Here is a 13797-nt window from a genome sequence, read left to right on the forward strand (position 1 = left end):
GCAGGCCGTTGAACAGGCCCGTTAGGGTGCAGCCCCAGCAGACGCGCTGAGGCGGGCAAGACTTGCGCCTTGCCCGCACAGCGCCGCGGCCAGCGAGCCCAAGGACTCGGCTTCGACCGCGGCGCCGCTCAAGTGGCCTCAGGGACGATAGACCGCCACGTCAGTGATTGCGGCATCGGCGCTGTCGACGCCGCCGATGACGAAGACCGTGCCGCCATTGCTCTGCGCTGCGACGCCCCAGGCGCGCGCCTTGGGCAGCGAGCCAACCGGCCTGAAACTGCCCCTGCTTGGGCTGTAGCGCTCGATCCACGCGGTGAAGCTGTCACCACTGATGCCGCCGAGCACGACGGCGCCACCGTCGCTGAGGGCTGTAGCGGCCGCGTAGGCGCGCGGCTTCAACGGGCCCTGGATCACCTTGAAGGTCTTGGTCAGCGGGTCAAAAATCTCGGCCCCCTGATTGCCCAGCACCATGACGCGGCCCGACTTCAGCTTCAGCAGCTGCGGCATCTCGTTCTTGAACGTCAGCGCCGCGTCGACTGCGCTGAAGGTGTTGGACTGCGGATCGAACAGCTCGGCCGAGTTGGGCGCACGCGGCGTCTGCCAGTCGGTGCCGCCGACGATCAGCACCTGCCCGGAATCCAGCAGCGTCGCGGCGTGGTAGGTGCGCGGCGCCAGCAGGCGTTGCGGCGTCAACGGCTCGAACTTGCCGCTGGCGGGGTCGAAGAGCTCGGCTGAAAAGGTGATCATGCCGGGGCGCAGGCCTTGGCCGCCGGCGAGCAGCACCTTGCCATTCTTGAGCAGCGTGGCGGTGTGGTAAGCGCGCTCAATGGACAACGGCGCCTGCAGTGCTTGAAAGAGCTTGGCCTTCGGGTCGTACAACTCGGCCGAGTTCAGTGCCAGCACGCGGCCGTCAGCCAGGTCGCCGCCGGCCACCAGCACGCGACCGTCGGGCAGCAGGGTGGCCGTGTGGCCGTGCCGGGGCTGGAGCATGGGGTTCAAGAGCTCGACCCGGCCGGTGCTGGGATCGATCAGCTCGGCCGCGGCAGTCGCCGCGTTGTCGCTGCGGCCGCCCAGCACCAGCAGGCGTCCATCGCTGAGCTTGGTGACCGTATGGCCGTCGCTGCGCGCTACCTGCAAGCGGATCGCGGCCAGTGCCGGCACAGCGAGGCTGTTTGCCTCTTCGCTGGGCTGAGCGGGGCTCGTTGCGGCCTGGACAGCGCCGGCGCTGAGCAGAGCGATGGCGATGACGCTCTGCGTCAAACGATGCAATAGAAATTTCGATTGATTCATCATGTTGTCTGGCTCGTGGCCAGTCCTTGCTGATTGCTACGGAACCCTCGTGGGGACCTACCTTGACAGCACTCGTGAGTGATCACGAGCCATGATGACTATATGGACGCGGAAAAAAACAGTTATGAAGATGCCGTGAAAACCGCATCGACGACGGCCGGCAACCGCACCAAGATATCGACCTATCTCCAGCCAGAAGCTGTGCCACTGGGGAGGTCGTCGCCAGTGCGGTGTCTTCAGCCGCGCGCTGGTGGTCAGGCTGGCCCAAGCCTATCTGCGGGTGGCGGGCGCAATACCGCCATAAGAGGGGGGAGGAAAGCGCGCAGGATGTTGCTAGGATCCGCGCCCTGATGGCTGCAAGGCGCGCTGGCTTCCAGTTGGCAGGCAGCCGAATAAGAACAGATAGCGGAGGGTCGACGATGATCAATGAATCAAGGGCACTAAGGGCGCCCTGCACGGTGGCAGCGGCTGCGCTCATGGCTGTGGCCGTGCTTTGTTCCGCGTGCACGAGCGTGCGAGAGGTCGCTGGCGCGATCAACGGCCAGCCCTACGTTCCGACGGCAGAGGAGCGGGCAGCAATGCCGGCGCGTCCGGACTTCAAATTGCTGGAGCCGCCCAGCGGCAAGGTGGCGCTGTATTTCTATCGGACCTCGCAGCTGCTTGGTGGCGGGATGGACTACCAGGTGTGGCTCGATGACAAGATGGTCGGACTCGTGCCGTCGGGCGAATACCTGCGCGTCCTTGTGGAACCGGGACGCTATCAATTGAAGGCTCATCCCAACTTCCAGCTGTTCTTTAAGGCCGAGCTGTTGGGCGAAATCGACGTCACCCCGGATACCGTTCGCACCGTTCGCATCCGGGTTGGCGCCAAGCAACTGAGCAGCTGGACCAAGACCAGTGCAAGCGGAAAGATGACAGTCGGCGGTTTCTGGACTGCTGACAGCCAGCTATTCGAGGTCGACCAGACCGAGGCGGCCTTTGACATGGCGCGCATCAAGCCCGCCGCGGGCAGTGCGCCCTGAACGCGTCGTGGCGGAGTCATCGCCTGGTCAGCGCCCTTTGCGTAGCGCTGACGCTGCTGCTGGCTGCGCCGGCCGGGGCTGGTGAGGCTCAATGGCCCAGGGATGTGGCGAGTTTTCTTGAGGCACGTGCAGCCTGTGATCACTGGCGTGGCGAAGAGGGCTATGACGCGGAACGCCAGGCCGACATCAACTGGCATGTCTGCCAGCTCTGCGTTGGGTCCGACGCCAGTTTGTCCCGCCTGAAGCAGAAGTACCGTGGCCATGCGGCAATCAGGCAGCGTCTCGCCACACTGGACGCACGGATCGAGAGCAGGGACAGGGCGGACACCGAGCGCCTCTGCCGCGCCACACGCAAGCCGGCCTGGGTGACCTGAGGCAGAGCCCGGCGCTCGGCCGGGCCCGGCGGAGCGTCAGGGCACTTCCTGCCCCACGCTGGCTTCCCAGACGCGGTACCAGTCCTCGGCAGCAATACGCAGCTGCAAGGCGGCGATGGCCTCTTGCAGTGCTGCGGGCCGGTGGCTGCCGGTGATGGGCACCGGGCGGCTGGGGTGGCGCAGGATCCAGGCGTAGGCCATGGTTGCAAGCGACACGCCGTACTCTTCGCCTAGGCCCTGCAGCACCGCGCGTACCCGCTGCGCCTGGTCATCGCTGGCACTGAACAGCCGGCCGCCGGCCAGCGGCGACCAGACCATCGGGCGCAGGCCGAGATCGAGGCACTGGTCGAGCGTGCCGTCCGCGAGCGCATCCAGATGCAGCGCCGACAGCTCGATCTGGTTGGTGGCCAGCGGCAGCCGGCGGTGCAACATCGCCAGCTGCGAGGGGCGGTGGTTGGACACACCGAAATGCAGCACCTTGCCTGCGGCCCGCAGGCGAACCATCGTGTCGGCCAGCTCGTCGGGGTCCATCAGCGCATCAGGCCGGTGGATCAGCAGCAGGTCGAGGTGATCGGTACCCAGGGACTGCAGCGAGGCCTCCACCGAGGCGGTGACATGCGCGGCCGAGCTGTCGTAGGACTTGATGGCGTGAGACGGGCGCTGTGCCGAGCGCAGTTTGATGCCGCATTTGCTGATCAGCTGCAGGCGCTGGCGCAGGCCAGGTCGCAGGGCAAGTGCTTCACCGAACAGCGACTCGACCGTGTAGTCGCCATAGATGTCGGCGTGGTCGAAGCTGCTGATGCCCAGGTCCAGGCACCGTTCAATCCAGCTCAGGCGCTGCGCGGCGCTCATGCCCCAGTCGGACATGCGCCATGCGCCGGCGACGATGGGCGAGAGCTCTGGCCCTTGAGGCGCAAGTGAAACGGGGCTGGGTGAGGGCAGGGCGGGTGAGTCCATGGCTGAGGGGATGGAAAGTTTCAGACGCAGGCCAAGCCGATGAGCGGCATGGCTGATGGCGGGGCGATGGAGGCCAGGGCGGCGTGTGGCAAGCAAGCAGAATACAGGCATTGAACACAGCGAGCCCGCCCATGCCCATTGCAAAAATTGAAGTCTGCCGTGCACGCCCCGCTGCCGAAGTGGCGGCCATGATGGAGGCGGTCCATCAAGCCCAGCAGCTGGCCCTGAAGGTGCCGGCGGACGACAGGCAGATTCGCTACGTCGAGCACCGGCCCGAACATTTCCCGATGCCTCCGAGCAAGAGTTTGAACGAGGGTCTGTTAACACTGCATCTGTCTGATGCGTTGCCACACAAATCGCCGTGAACGAGGCGCAAAACGACGCCGGGGCGGTTCCCCCGGCGAGGCTTTGCAACGACGTGCACGGCGATTTGTGTGGCAACCCTTCGGGAGAGGGGCTCCAAGGGCCCCACTCGGTGTTGAACGCCTTGCCCAGGCGGCCAGCCTGGGCAGCGTCGTCCGCCTGGATTGGGGCCCGTGGAACCCCTCTCGCACAGGCAGATGTAGTGTTAACAGGCCCTACACCATCGTCGAGATCCAGCTCTTTCCTGGCCGCTCGCTCGATGCCAAGCGTCGGCTCTATAGCGAGATCGCGACGCGCTTCGGTGCGTTTGGCATTGCCCCCAACGACATCACCATCATCCTGCACGAGCCCTCGCTCGATAAAGGGGCGTTGGTGGCAAGCCGGCCAGCGAGATCGATCTGGGTTTCAGCCTCGATGTGTGAGGCGGCGTCTCTGGCGAGCAGAGCTCATATCCACCGAGCTATTCGTGGCAAGGCGTGCTGTTGTGCTGCTCGGCGCGGCCGGCCCGGCACATCTCCAGCCAGAAGCCGCGCACGAACTGCGGGTGGCGGTTCAGCAGCGATTTGCTGACCGGCGCGTAGTACCAGCTGGTCAGCACCGCCGGGCTCAGCTTGCGCAGCCGCGCGGCGACATCGGGCGGCTGCGAGCCGATCAACATATCGGGCAGGATGGCGACGGCGCTGCGCCCTGAAAGCAGCTTGTTCAGCACGTTTTGGGTATCGAGGCCGTGCTCGGCGATCCAGCCGCGTTCGTCAACCACGGCCCGCAGCGCCGGAACGGGGGCCACGCCAACGCGCATGTCCCAGGGCCCGCGCAGGGTCTGCCCATCCCATTCGATCTGTGTGTTGCCCGCCTCGACATAGAGCGAGTAGCTCGACAGATAGAAGCCCAGCTGTGGGTCGGCCTGTTTGCCCTGCAGCGGTAGCGCACTGCCGGCAATCAGCTCGGCGCCGGGGAAGGCCACCCCCCAGATGTCGATATCGCCGCGGAACAGCAGTTCACGGCCGCGGTTGATCGGCAGCCGCTGCAGCTGCAGCCGCGGCGCGCAGCCCGCCTTGGCGATGGCGCCGCGTATCCAGTCGATCAGCTTGCCGGTGGGGGGCGCGCTTTTGTCCTTGCCCAGCAGCAGCGGCGCCAGTTCATAGTCCAGCACGGCCACACGCAAGTCCTCCGGGCAGCGCTCATCGGCGGCGCTGGCTGGCAGCACGGTGACAACCCCGGCAAGCGCCAGCCCGATGGCGGCGGCCAGAGGCACAGGGCAAACGCGGGGCGGCGTGGCAGTCGTCATGGGTGACCTGGGCGATGCCGGACGGCATCGTCTGTGCGCGAGCGATCAGCGCATCCTAGCCGCTATGCGCCCGCCGCCACAACGAAGGCGCACGGCATGGGACTCATTTGCCACAGCGCCCGGCTGGCCCGCGGCTCTCAACGGGGCGGTTGCGTGCTCAGGCCAGCGCGATGCTCAGCAACTGCCACAGGCCCAGCCCGGCCAGCAGCGCGGCCGAGCAGCGCCTGATGCCACGCTGCCAGCGCGCGTCGAAGCGATCCCTCAGCCAGCCCACAGCCGCCGCCAGCAACAGCCACCACAGTGCCGAACCGAGCAGCACGCCGCTGACCATGGCCCAGGGCGAGGCGGCAGGCGCGCGGCCCGCCAGCGCGCCGAACACCGCCATGAAGGAGAGGATGGTGCTCGGGTTGGCCAGCGTCAGCACAAAGGTGCTGGACACCTGACTCAGCAGGCTCGCCGGCGCCTGAGCGGCTCCAACGCCTTGCGCCACCGGCGCGGTCAGGGTGCGCCAGGCCAGGTAGAGCAGAAACAGGCCGCCGAACAGGCCCAGCCACAGCTTCAAGCCCAGCAGCCAGGCGATCAGGCTGCTGACGCCAAACGCGCCGATGGCGCCATACACCGCATCGGCCAGTGCCGCGCCCAGGCCGGTGGCGATGCCGGCGGCGCGGCCCTGGTCCAGCGTCCGCTGGATGGCCAGCACACCGATCTGGCCAACGGGGGCGGCAATGGACAGGCCGATCAGCATGGACTGGCCGAACAGCAGCGCGATGGGGGAGAGGGTGATGCTTTCCATGGCTGCCATCTTCGGCCAGAGGCTGCCGCATTCACAGCGCATCAATCAGGCAGAAAATCGGTTTCGCCAGTGATTTTTCAGGTGGAATGGCGAAATGACGGAATTCAAGCTGCAACTGGATGCCAAGGCCTGGGCGCTGCTGATGGCGCTGCAGGCCGATGGCCGTGCGCCGCTGAAGACGCTGGCGCAGGCGGCCGGGCTGTCGGTGCCGGCCACGGTGGAACGTCTGAAACGGCTGACCGAGGCGGGCGTGGTCAGCGCGATCGGCGCCGAGATCGACCCGGCGCTGGCCGGCTACCCGGTGCGCGCCATCGTCAGCAGCACCGTGCAGCAGCCGGGCAAGAAGGCCTTTCTCGACAAGCTGCGGCGCGCGCCCGAGGTGCTGGAATGCCACCATGTGGCCGGCGCCGATTCCTATGTGATGACCGTCGTGAGCGCCAGCCTGGCCGATCTGGAGCGCTTTCTGGCCTCGATCAACGGCTATGGCGAGACGCGAACGTCCATCGTCTTTTCAACGCCCATCCCGCGGCGCGGCCTGGTGGCGCCGGGTGCGGCGCGTTGAGCCGGCGGCAGCCCACGGGGTTCAAGGGCTCGCGTCCTGCTGCTGCCAGGCGCCGGGGCTCAGCCCCATATGCCGCTTGAACACGGCGATGAAGGCGCTGACGCTCTGATACCCCGCCTCCAGCGCCACGCTGGTGACCGATTGCCCGGCGCTCAGCCACTGCAGCGCCAGCAGCAGCCGCATCTGTTGCTGCCAGTGGCCGACGGTGCTGCCTGTCTCTTGCTGGAAGCGGCGCATCAGCGTGCGGCGCGACATGCCGATGCGGGCGGCCCAGGCGTCCAGGCCGGCGACGTCGTCAGGCTGGGCAAGCAGGGCGCTGGTCAGCTTGAGCAGGCGCGGGTCGCGGGGCATGGGCAGGTAGAGCGATTCTTCAGGCTGCGCCGAGAAAGCATGGGCAAGCACCTGCAGATAAGGCCGCAAGGCTTCGTCTGGCCAGGTGTTTGCCTTGTTGATCGCCGCCAGCAAGGCCTGCAGCAGCGGGCTCAGGCGCACCAAGCGGATCTCGCCGGGCAGGTGCTGGGTGCTCCAGGCGGTGTCGAAGTAGTAGTTCATGCCCTGGGTCTGGGCGTGATAGACGGCGCCATGGTGCTGGCCCGGTGGCACCCAGCCCAGGCAGCCGCTGGGCATCAGCCAGCGCCCTGCCGCCGTCTCGACACTCAAGGCACCCGCTTGCACCAGCACGAGCTGCCCCTGCGCATGCGCATGCGCCGCTTCGCCGCTGTTCGGCCCATGTTGCAGTGGCGCCAGCTTGAGCAAGGGCCTGGCGTGACCTTTTTGATTCATTGATTGACCCAAACAAGCGAGCGGCGCCAAGACGCGCCGCCTACGCTGCCAGCTCCTCATCGAACAAGGAGCGTTTCCGATGCCACAGCCCCTTCATCAAGGCCTCAGCGGCGAGCTCATGGACACCGTTGTCAGGCACTTTACCCTTCAGGGTGAATGGCTGTTGAACCAGCAACCCGCGCGGGCGCTGCCGGACCTGAATGCGATGCAGCAGCGCCTGGATCTCGCCGCCGGCGGCGTACGCCAGGCGCTGACGGCCTTGCTGGCCACGCTGACGCCGGAGCTGCCGCTGCTGCAGGCGCCGGCTGAAGTGCGGCGGGCCGCAGCCCCTGCGCTGGAGCACTACTGGTTGCTCGATACCATTGACGGCGCCGTGCAATATCTCAGCGGCCTGCCGCTCTGGACGCTGTCGCTCTGCCTGGTCAGCCAGGGGCGGCCGGCCTGGGCACTGATCCATGAACCGGCCCGCGGCGTCTTGTGGCAAGCGCGGGCCGGGCAGGGCGCCTGGTGTGATGGCCGGCGCCTGCAGTGCCAGGATCGGCAGCCGCTGGCGCTGGCCGTGCTGGGCACCAGCTTTCCCAACTACCCGCCGCGACCGCAGGCCGAGCTCGATGTGTTCATGACGACGCTGGCGCGGGCCGTGCCACGCGTCTTTGCCCAGCGCTGGATGGGGCCGGCCTCGCTGTCACTGGCCCAACTCGCTGCGGGTCAGCTCGATGGCTATTGGGAACTCGGCGGCAGCTGCTACGACTGGATGGCCGGCACCTTGCTGGCCGAGGAGGCCGGCGCGCGGCTCAGCGATCTGAGCGGTCCGCCGCTGACCTGGGCCAGCACCGGCATCCTGGCCGCCAGCCCGGCCATCTATACCGAGCTGGCCGCGGCATTGGCATGACGTGAACGCGACTGGCGCCAGGCGCCGATGCGCATCAAGCCAAGGGCGGGGCGGCTCCAGCGCTTGCGGCCCGGAGGGCCAGCGGCAGGTAGGGCGCCAGCTGTTTCGCCGCGATGTCGCCCAGCGTGCCCAGTTTGAGGTGGCGCCGGCCCTTGCCGCTGCCTTCAAGGTGGCCGAAGGCGTCGGCGATGGCGGCGCCCCGGCTGAATTCAACCGACACATGCTGCTTGTAGACGAAGACGCCGCCGAACTGGACGCCGTCCTTGGAGAACAAGATGCCGCCGTACTTCACTTCTTCGGCGTAGCTGCCAGGCAACTGCTTCACGAGCGCCAGCACCGCGTGCACGATGGCGTGCTGCTCTTCGCTGAGGAGTCGGATGTCGGCCAGCAATTTGTCAACAGTGGAGGTGGGCATGCTTGTCTCGCGGCTGGAGGGAGGCTGGGCAGTGTGCGGGACGCTTGCTGACAACGCGGTGTCAGCAGTCAGGGTCAAGACCAAGCGGTGATAGACGAGTGCAGGGCAGGCGTGCATTGCGTGCCCGTCGTGCGGGCGCGAGGACGCCGCGCCGGATGCCGAAGGAGCTATGTCGCCTGACCAGCGGGAACGCGCGCGGCCACCGCTTCGACCTCGACAAACCAGGCCGGATCCACCAGCTCGGAAACAAACACGGCCGTCGACGCGGGCCGATGCGTGCCCAGGTGTTTCAGTCGGGCGGCGCGCACCGCGTCACCGTCATGCCCGGCCACCATGAAGGTACTCAGCTTGACGATGCTGCTTGGGGGCAGGCCTTGCGACTGCAGGATGGCCACGATATTGCCGAACACCAGATCGGCCTGCTCGCCAATCGTCGCCGGTGTGCGGCCATCCTTGGCGACACCCAATTGGCCCGAGATATAGATCAGCTCCGATCCTGCAGGCACGACGGCGCAGTGGCTGTAGAGGCCCAGCGGGGCGTGTACTTCGCTGGGGTTGTTGAAGAGTAGGGCCATAGGGTGTGGGCAGTCCAATGAGTGAGAGCGCAGGCCGAGTGAAACCGCAAGCCACTGCTTACCTGACGAAAAGCTGCGCAGGCCTGGCGTTGGCAGGTGAACCCGATCACCAGACCATTGCAGTCCTGGAACGCCGACGCAACAGCGCTGAACGAATGGGCGCCTGTTGTGTGGATCGTAGCTCGGGCAGCGGCCACCGCCCGCAGCAAGCTGAGCCCGCGCACGGGCGTCCTGAGGACGATCTGTGCCAGGCGAAGGGGCAAGGCCACCGCTTGTTGCGCCCTGCATGGCCGTTTGTAGTTCCTCAGTCTGTTGCTCGTTGCGAAGCGCTTGTTCAAAAACGCCGGTTTGAGAATGAACGAAGACTCCGAAGGGGCAGGTCTTGCTGTTGGGGGGAACGGTGGGAAGCCCTTGAAGATGGGTTACTCGGTAGACATCAAGCGCTTCTCCATGACGGCGCAATCCAGTTCAAAGCCCCGAGGAGACTGGTATTTGGCCTCACGGACTTTGACATAGCCTTGTCGCATGTAGAAACCAACTGCATTCAGCGTCGACTCGAGATGCAGCCTTGCCAGGCCGGCTTGGTACGCCAACTGCTCAAGGAACTCCAGCATTGTTGCGGCACAGCCTCGGCGCATATGTTCTGGCGCGACAAAGATTGCGTCCAATTTACCAGTCGAAAGATCCACAGCACCTGATGCAACAACTTCACCTTGACATTCAATGACGTAGAAGCACTCGCCAACGACTGTTACGAAGGCTGCCGACGGTTCGTCACCATCGGTCCATCGATCTATGACTTCTTGCGAATAGCTTTGGCGGCAGACTGCACGGATAGCAGAATTCCTAACTACATGAATCTGTCGAGCATCTTGCTCAGTGGCCCTTCGAATCCGATACATGAAATGCCTAACATTGAAGCTGGCTGGCCAGCGACGCTAGGTAGCCGCTGGGCCTGAATGAAATGGGGGCGCAATGGCGGCATGCCGTTGCGGGTCCGGTTGAGCGAATACGAGGGAACTTCCCACCTTCTGGCAGCGGCGTCGATGCGACAAGATGGGTGATTCGAGTCATCAATCTGCAGCCATGGTGAAAGAGGAAGTCCACGGCGCAGATTACCCGAGTCGGGGTGGATTTGGCCAAGCGTGCTCACCAGGTCAACGTCGTGGATAACGCCGAGCGCACAGTGCTGGCGCGACCGGTGCCGCCGCATCGCTTCGCGCAGCGGGCCGGCACTCTGCCAGCCGGTGCCCTGGTCGCCATGGAAAGCTGCTCCGGCGCCCATCAGCTCGCCCGCCGTCTGCGCTTGATGGGCTTGGATGCCCGGCTGATCGCGCCTCACTTCATTGCGCCATTTCGCGTTCAAGGTGCCAGCGGCAAGAACGAGACCAATGATGCTGAGCCTGGACACCAGGGCTGCTGAGGATGGCTTGTGCCTGGCGAAGGGCCAGGCCTCTGGCTTGTCGTGGCCTGCAAGGGCATTTGTAGCGGTTCAGTCTGTTCCTCGTGGCGCTGCAGCTGCTTAGCGCGCCGGACCAGGATGGCGAAGTCGCGAAACCTCAGGTCTTGCTTATGGAGCTTGAAACGGCGGGTAGTCCTTGTGAATGGGCTCGCGTGCCTTCTCGCTTTGCAATGAAATGCCCTCGTAGGCCGTTGGCCTGACCCAGAGCCAAACGCATGCAGGGATGATTGAGATTCCGAGCGTCTGTGCGAAAGGAACATGGAACGGTCCACTCGCAGCGCCGGCTAGAAAGAGAGCCCCGAGAGGGGGGGGGGCGTGCCGCGACGCCCAGACCAAACCGCTGGATGAAACTGCCTGGAAAAAGCCGCGAGCCGCAGTCCTCGCAGGTCGAAGCCGGGCGAGGGAAGACTTTGTGGAGCGCAAAGCCAGGGCAGAACTTCCCTAGCTTTGCACCTTGGGCATTCGAATCGCATTCGTCTGCCTCGCGTCACAAATGGAAATGGGGCGCTGTGCCTGAACGCTCGCCGCAAGGCGCAGAACCAGGTGGGCGAGGCCCGTTTGCGGCTGTCTGGTTGACGGAGACGCTAGGCGCCTGCTTGTCGGCTTACTTCCGCGTGTACAAACCGTCGAAGGCGACGCTCCATTGGCCTTTCGCGTCTGTTGACTCCCACAACTGCCTCACGCTGCCATTGGAATTGGGGGTCCAGGTGATTCGATGCTTGGTGATCTGCGCGTCGGCCCCAGTGGTTTGACCTTCGAGAACCATGCTCCCGTTGCGCAAGCCGCCTTCGAGCAGCAGCAAAGTACCTGACGAATCGACCCAGGTCTGATGCCAGACCTTTCGTCCCGCATCGTAGGTGTTGAAGCTCTCACCACTGAAGCCGCGACCGGTGTCGTAGCGCTCGTGAAGAACACAGCCGTTGTACTCGCTCGAGATGCGATTTGTTCCAGCCAGCTTGCCATCTGGCGTGTGGACCTCCCACTCGCCGAGCCAGAAGTCAAACGCTCGATACGCCGAGGGTTCACAAGAAGGAGGCGTTGCCATAGCCGTGGATAGCGAGAAGACGAGGATTGCCAGGATAGCGAAGTATTTCACCGTGAACATAAGGGCTCCATTCGCTTCAGACGCCTAAGCAAGATGGCTTCGCAAATCAGGGCGGCCCGTTCCCAGCGATGCCATAGCTTGCCGGACTTCGGTCCGCAAAGCTACACCAGGGCACCTGGCGGCGGGGCTGCCGGGGCGCCGCGAGTTTGCGGGCGGTCGGGCCATGAGTCAGGAATCTAGCAGCCTGTTCGCAAGGGCGGATGCCTACAAGGACCGCATCGACACCGCTGTGGCGGACGCGCCGCACGCCAGCGAGATCCGCCATGTCGGGCGCATCGGCATGTCTGGCTGCGCTGTACGACGGGCTGAGCCGCCTGCGCAGCCGCGGCAAGCGATGGCGCGACGCGCTGCACACCTGGCGCTTGGCGTCCGTGGGACAGGCATTGACTGCAGGCTTTACGCGGCGCGCAGCTGATCGCCACATTGACGCTGGCGGCCGAGTTGCGGGACTACCGCATAAACGTTGAGATAAGCGGACCGCGCGGCAACGTCATCAAGGCATCGAACTCGGCGGCCATGATTGCTTTGACTGCGTCATTGCTCTCCTTTGCAAGCGCGGCCCTGAGGTGCGGCAGCATTGCGTGGCGCTTCAACCGACCGGCCCAGGCAGCTGCTTTGCCGCGAACTGCGCTGCTCCTGTCGGAAAGGCCTGGAACGAGGCGGCCTTGAACTCGTCTGGTGTTTCCTCAGCAAGGCATGGCAGTGCGTTGAACCTTAGCCGCGCATCGGATGCACGAGAAGGGCGAACCAGGCTAGCCAGACCTGTTAGATTCACCGCCGCAGTACGTTCTCAGTTCCGTCCTTCGCCCGATTCGGCACGTCCAGTCCAGATCAAACAGCAGATCGGCAAGGGTCAGGTCTTGGGGACAAATGCAAAGCAACGGTGTTGACGCGCTGGGAGGTCCCTGTAATGGGTTAGGCCTCGTCTTACGTGTACTGAAGGATGGCCGCTTGACCATGCGACGCACAGTGTGCGGTGAAAGCACGAAGGTCACGAAAGTTCTCCAGCAGGTACGACCTTGCATCGTCGTCTTGCCTCTTCCAGAGCCCGTCAAGGTAAATGCCCTCGAAGTCCGAGGCCCGCAGTTTCTCGAGCAGGGCTTCCTCGGAGACGCCTTCCAACGCCTGGGAGTAGCGAACTAGGGTGTGGCTTTCAGTAAACAACGCCGGACCGTAACCAACTTCAATGGCGCCAATCTGGCCCTCTCCTTCGAAGAAGTCCGGTGCGTCCGGTGCGCACAACTTGACGCAGTGCCTCAGGCCGTCCCAGGACTTATCCAGGTCCAGTACCTTCAGCTCCGCCTCAGAGAAGGCGAGCGACTTGGGGACTGCCGGCGCCTTCTTCTTTCCAATGAGCCGCTGTAGCAGCGAGGTCTTGTTGTCCTCGGCAAGCTGCTGTAGGTAGGCCGAGTCGTCGTCGGCCTCGAGTACGCGCCACACCAGTGCTGGATCAGCTCGGACGGTGAAACGCCCCGGGTTCCGCGGAGGCCAGTTGGTTTAAGTCAGACGGTCGCGGCCTGACCAGCGCGTTGACGATGGTAATTGGCTTCGAACTCGGCAGGCGGGACGTGATCGAGCGGCCCCATCAGTCGGTGATGGTTGAACCAAGCCACCCATTCCAGCGTTGCTAGTTCCACTGATTGCTTGGTCTTCCACGGCCCGCGCCGGTGGATCACCTCGGCCTTGTACAGCCCGTTGATCGTCTCGGCCAAGGCGTTGTCATAGCTGTCACCCCTTGAGCCCACTGAGGGCTCGACACCAGCTTCGGCCAGCCGCTCGCTGTAGCGAATCGACAGGTATTGCGAGCCGCGATCCGAGTGGTGCACCAGACCATCGTCTTCGCTTGGCTTGCGGTCATACAGCGCCTGCTCCAGCGCGTCGAGCACGAACTCGGTGTGCATCGAACTGCTTTGGCG

At 64.9% G+C, this 13797-nt stretch carries 17 protein-coding genes; 6 read left to right on the forward strand and 11 right to left on the reverse strand.

Features of this window, described 5'->3' with window-relative positions; all coding sequences use genetic code 11:
- Positions 1-138 precede the first annotated feature (138 nt).
- Positions 139-1290 (reverse strand): Kelch repeat-containing protein, encoded by a 1152-nt coding sequence (locus RQP53_RS18910; protein WP_315652233.1) that lies wholly within the window; start codon positions 1288-1290, stop codon positions 139-141.
- A gap of 419 nt (positions 1291-1709) precedes the next feature.
- Between RQP53_RS18910 and RQP53_RS18915 the strand changes: the two genes are divergently transcribed.
- A complete protein-coding gene (locus RQP53_RS18915; RefSeq protein ID WP_315652234.1) occupies positions 1710-2312 on the forward strand; it encodes a hypothetical protein in 603 nt (200 codons plus the stop codon).
- Between the two features lie 410 nt (positions 2313-2722).
- On the opposite strand, the gene RQP53_RS18920 is transcribed toward RQP53_RS18915, so the two are convergent.
- Positions 2723-3643, reverse strand: coding sequence for an aldo/keto reductase (locus RQP53_RS18920; protein ID WP_315652235.1), 921 nt, complete (start codon positions 3641-3643; stop codon positions 2723-2725).
- 131 nt (positions 3644-3774) lie between these two features.
- Between RQP53_RS18920 and RQP53_RS18925 the strand changes: the two genes are divergently transcribed.
- Positions 3775-4008, forward strand: a complete 234-nt coding sequence (locus RQP53_RS18925) for a hypothetical protein (protein WP_315652236.1) — start codon at positions 3775-3777, stop codon at positions 4006-4008.
- On the forward strand, positions 3983-4576 hold the full coding sequence (locus RQP53_RS24700) for a tautomerase family protein (RefSeq protein ID WP_350340395.1): 594 nt from the start codon (positions 3983-3985) through the stop codon (positions 4574-4576). The genes RQP53_RS18925 and RQP53_RS24700 overlap by 26 nt, the downstream gene beginning before the upstream one ends.
- Here the strand turns inward: RQP53_RS24700 and RQP53_RS18930 are convergent.
- Together RQP53_RS18930 and RQP53_RS18935 are read right to left on the reverse strand one after the other, a co-directional pair.
- Complete coding sequence (locus tag RQP53_RS18930; RefSeq protein ID WP_315652237.1) at positions 4467-5294, reverse strand: hypothetical protein; 828 nt, start codon at positions 5292-5294, stop codon at positions 4467-4469. The two genes, RQP53_RS24700 and RQP53_RS18930, sit on opposite strands and share 110 nt — an antisense overlap.
- 157 nt (positions 5295-5451) lie before the next feature.
- Entirely contained in the window at positions 5452-6087 is a 636-nt protein-coding gene (locus RQP53_RS18935; protein ID WP_315652238.1) for a LysE family transporter, read from the reverse strand.
- A gap of 94 nt (positions 6088-6181) precedes the next feature.
- Here RQP53_RS18935 and RQP53_RS18940 point away from each other — a divergent pair, with 94 nt between their 5' ends.
- Complete coding sequence (locus tag RQP53_RS18940; RefSeq protein WP_315652239.1) at positions 6182-6649, forward strand: Lrp/AsnC family transcriptional regulator; 468 nt, start codon at positions 6182-6184, stop codon at positions 6647-6649.
- A gap of 21 nt (positions 6650-6670) precedes the next feature.
- Here the strand turns inward: RQP53_RS18940 and RQP53_RS18945 are convergent, their stop codons facing one another.
- Positions 6671-7432 (reverse strand): helix-turn-helix domain-containing protein, encoded by a 762-nt coding sequence (locus tag RQP53_RS18945; protein WP_315652240.1) that lies wholly within the window; start codon positions 7430-7432, stop codon positions 6671-6673.
- A 163-nt stretch (positions 7433-7595) separates the two neighbouring features.
- On the opposite strand from RQP53_RS18945, the gene RQP53_RS18950 reads away from it, so the two are divergent.
- Positions 7596-8324, forward strand: a complete 729-nt coding sequence (locus tag RQP53_RS18950) for an inositol monophosphatase family protein (protein WP_315652241.1) — start codon at positions 7596-7598, stop codon at positions 8322-8324.
- A gap of 34 nt (positions 8325-8358) precedes the next feature.
- Here the strand turns inward: RQP53_RS18950 and RQP53_RS18955 are convergent, their stop codons facing one another.
- The 3 genes from RQP53_RS18955 to RQP53_RS18965 form a co-directional block, all read right to left on the reverse strand.
- The gene (locus RQP53_RS18955) at positions 8359-8739 is read right to left on the reverse strand and encodes a DUF1801 domain-containing protein (protein ID WP_315652242.1); all 381 of its coding nucleotides are present in this window, start codon (positions 8737-8739) and stop codon (positions 8359-8361) included.
- 167 nt (positions 8740-8906) lie between these two features.
- A complete protein-coding gene (locus RQP53_RS18960) occupies positions 8907-9314 on the reverse strand; it encodes a RidA family protein (protein ID WP_315652243.1) in 408 nt (135 codons plus the stop codon).
- A 422-nt stretch (positions 9315-9736) separates the two neighbouring features.
- On the reverse strand, positions 9737-10216 hold the full coding sequence (locus RQP53_RS18965; protein ID WP_315652244.1) for a GNAT family N-acetyltransferase: 480 nt from the start codon (positions 10214-10216) through the stop codon (positions 9737-9739).
- Positions 10217-10443: 227 nt separating this feature from the next.
- Here RQP53_RS18965 and RQP53_RS18970 point away from each other — a divergent pair, with 227 nt between their 5' ends.
- On the forward strand, positions 10444-10737 hold the full coding sequence (locus RQP53_RS18970; protein WP_315652245.1) for a hypothetical protein: 294 nt from the start codon (positions 10444-10446) through the stop codon (positions 10735-10737).
- 643 nt (positions 10738-11380) lie between these two features.
- Here the strand turns inward: RQP53_RS18970 and RQP53_RS18975 are convergent.
- The 3 genes from RQP53_RS18975 to RQP53_RS18985 form a co-directional block, all read right to left on the reverse strand.
- Positions 11381-11881: a hypothetical protein gene (locus RQP53_RS18975; protein ID WP_315652246.1), complete on the reverse strand. Its 501-nt coding sequence runs from the start codon at positions 11879-11881 to the stop codon at positions 11381-11383.
- Between the two features lie 927 nt (positions 11882-12808).
- Positions 12809-13321, reverse strand: a complete 513-nt coding sequence (locus tag RQP53_RS18980; RefSeq protein ID WP_315652247.1) for a DUF1877 family protein — start codon at positions 13319-13321, stop codon at positions 12809-12811.
- 62 nt (positions 13322-13383) lie between these two features.
- A partial coding sequence (locus tag RQP53_RS18985) for a DDE-type integrase/transposase/recombinase (RefSeq protein ID WP_315652248.1) occupies positions 13384-13797 on the reverse strand: 414 nt, incomplete at its 5' end.

It is taken from the genome of Roseateles aquae (genome assembly GCF_032337115.1).
In the GTDB taxonomy this organism is placed as follows: domain Bacteria; phylum Pseudomonadota; class Gammaproteobacteria; order Burkholderiales; family Burkholderiaceae_C; genus Roseateles_C; species Roseateles_C aquae.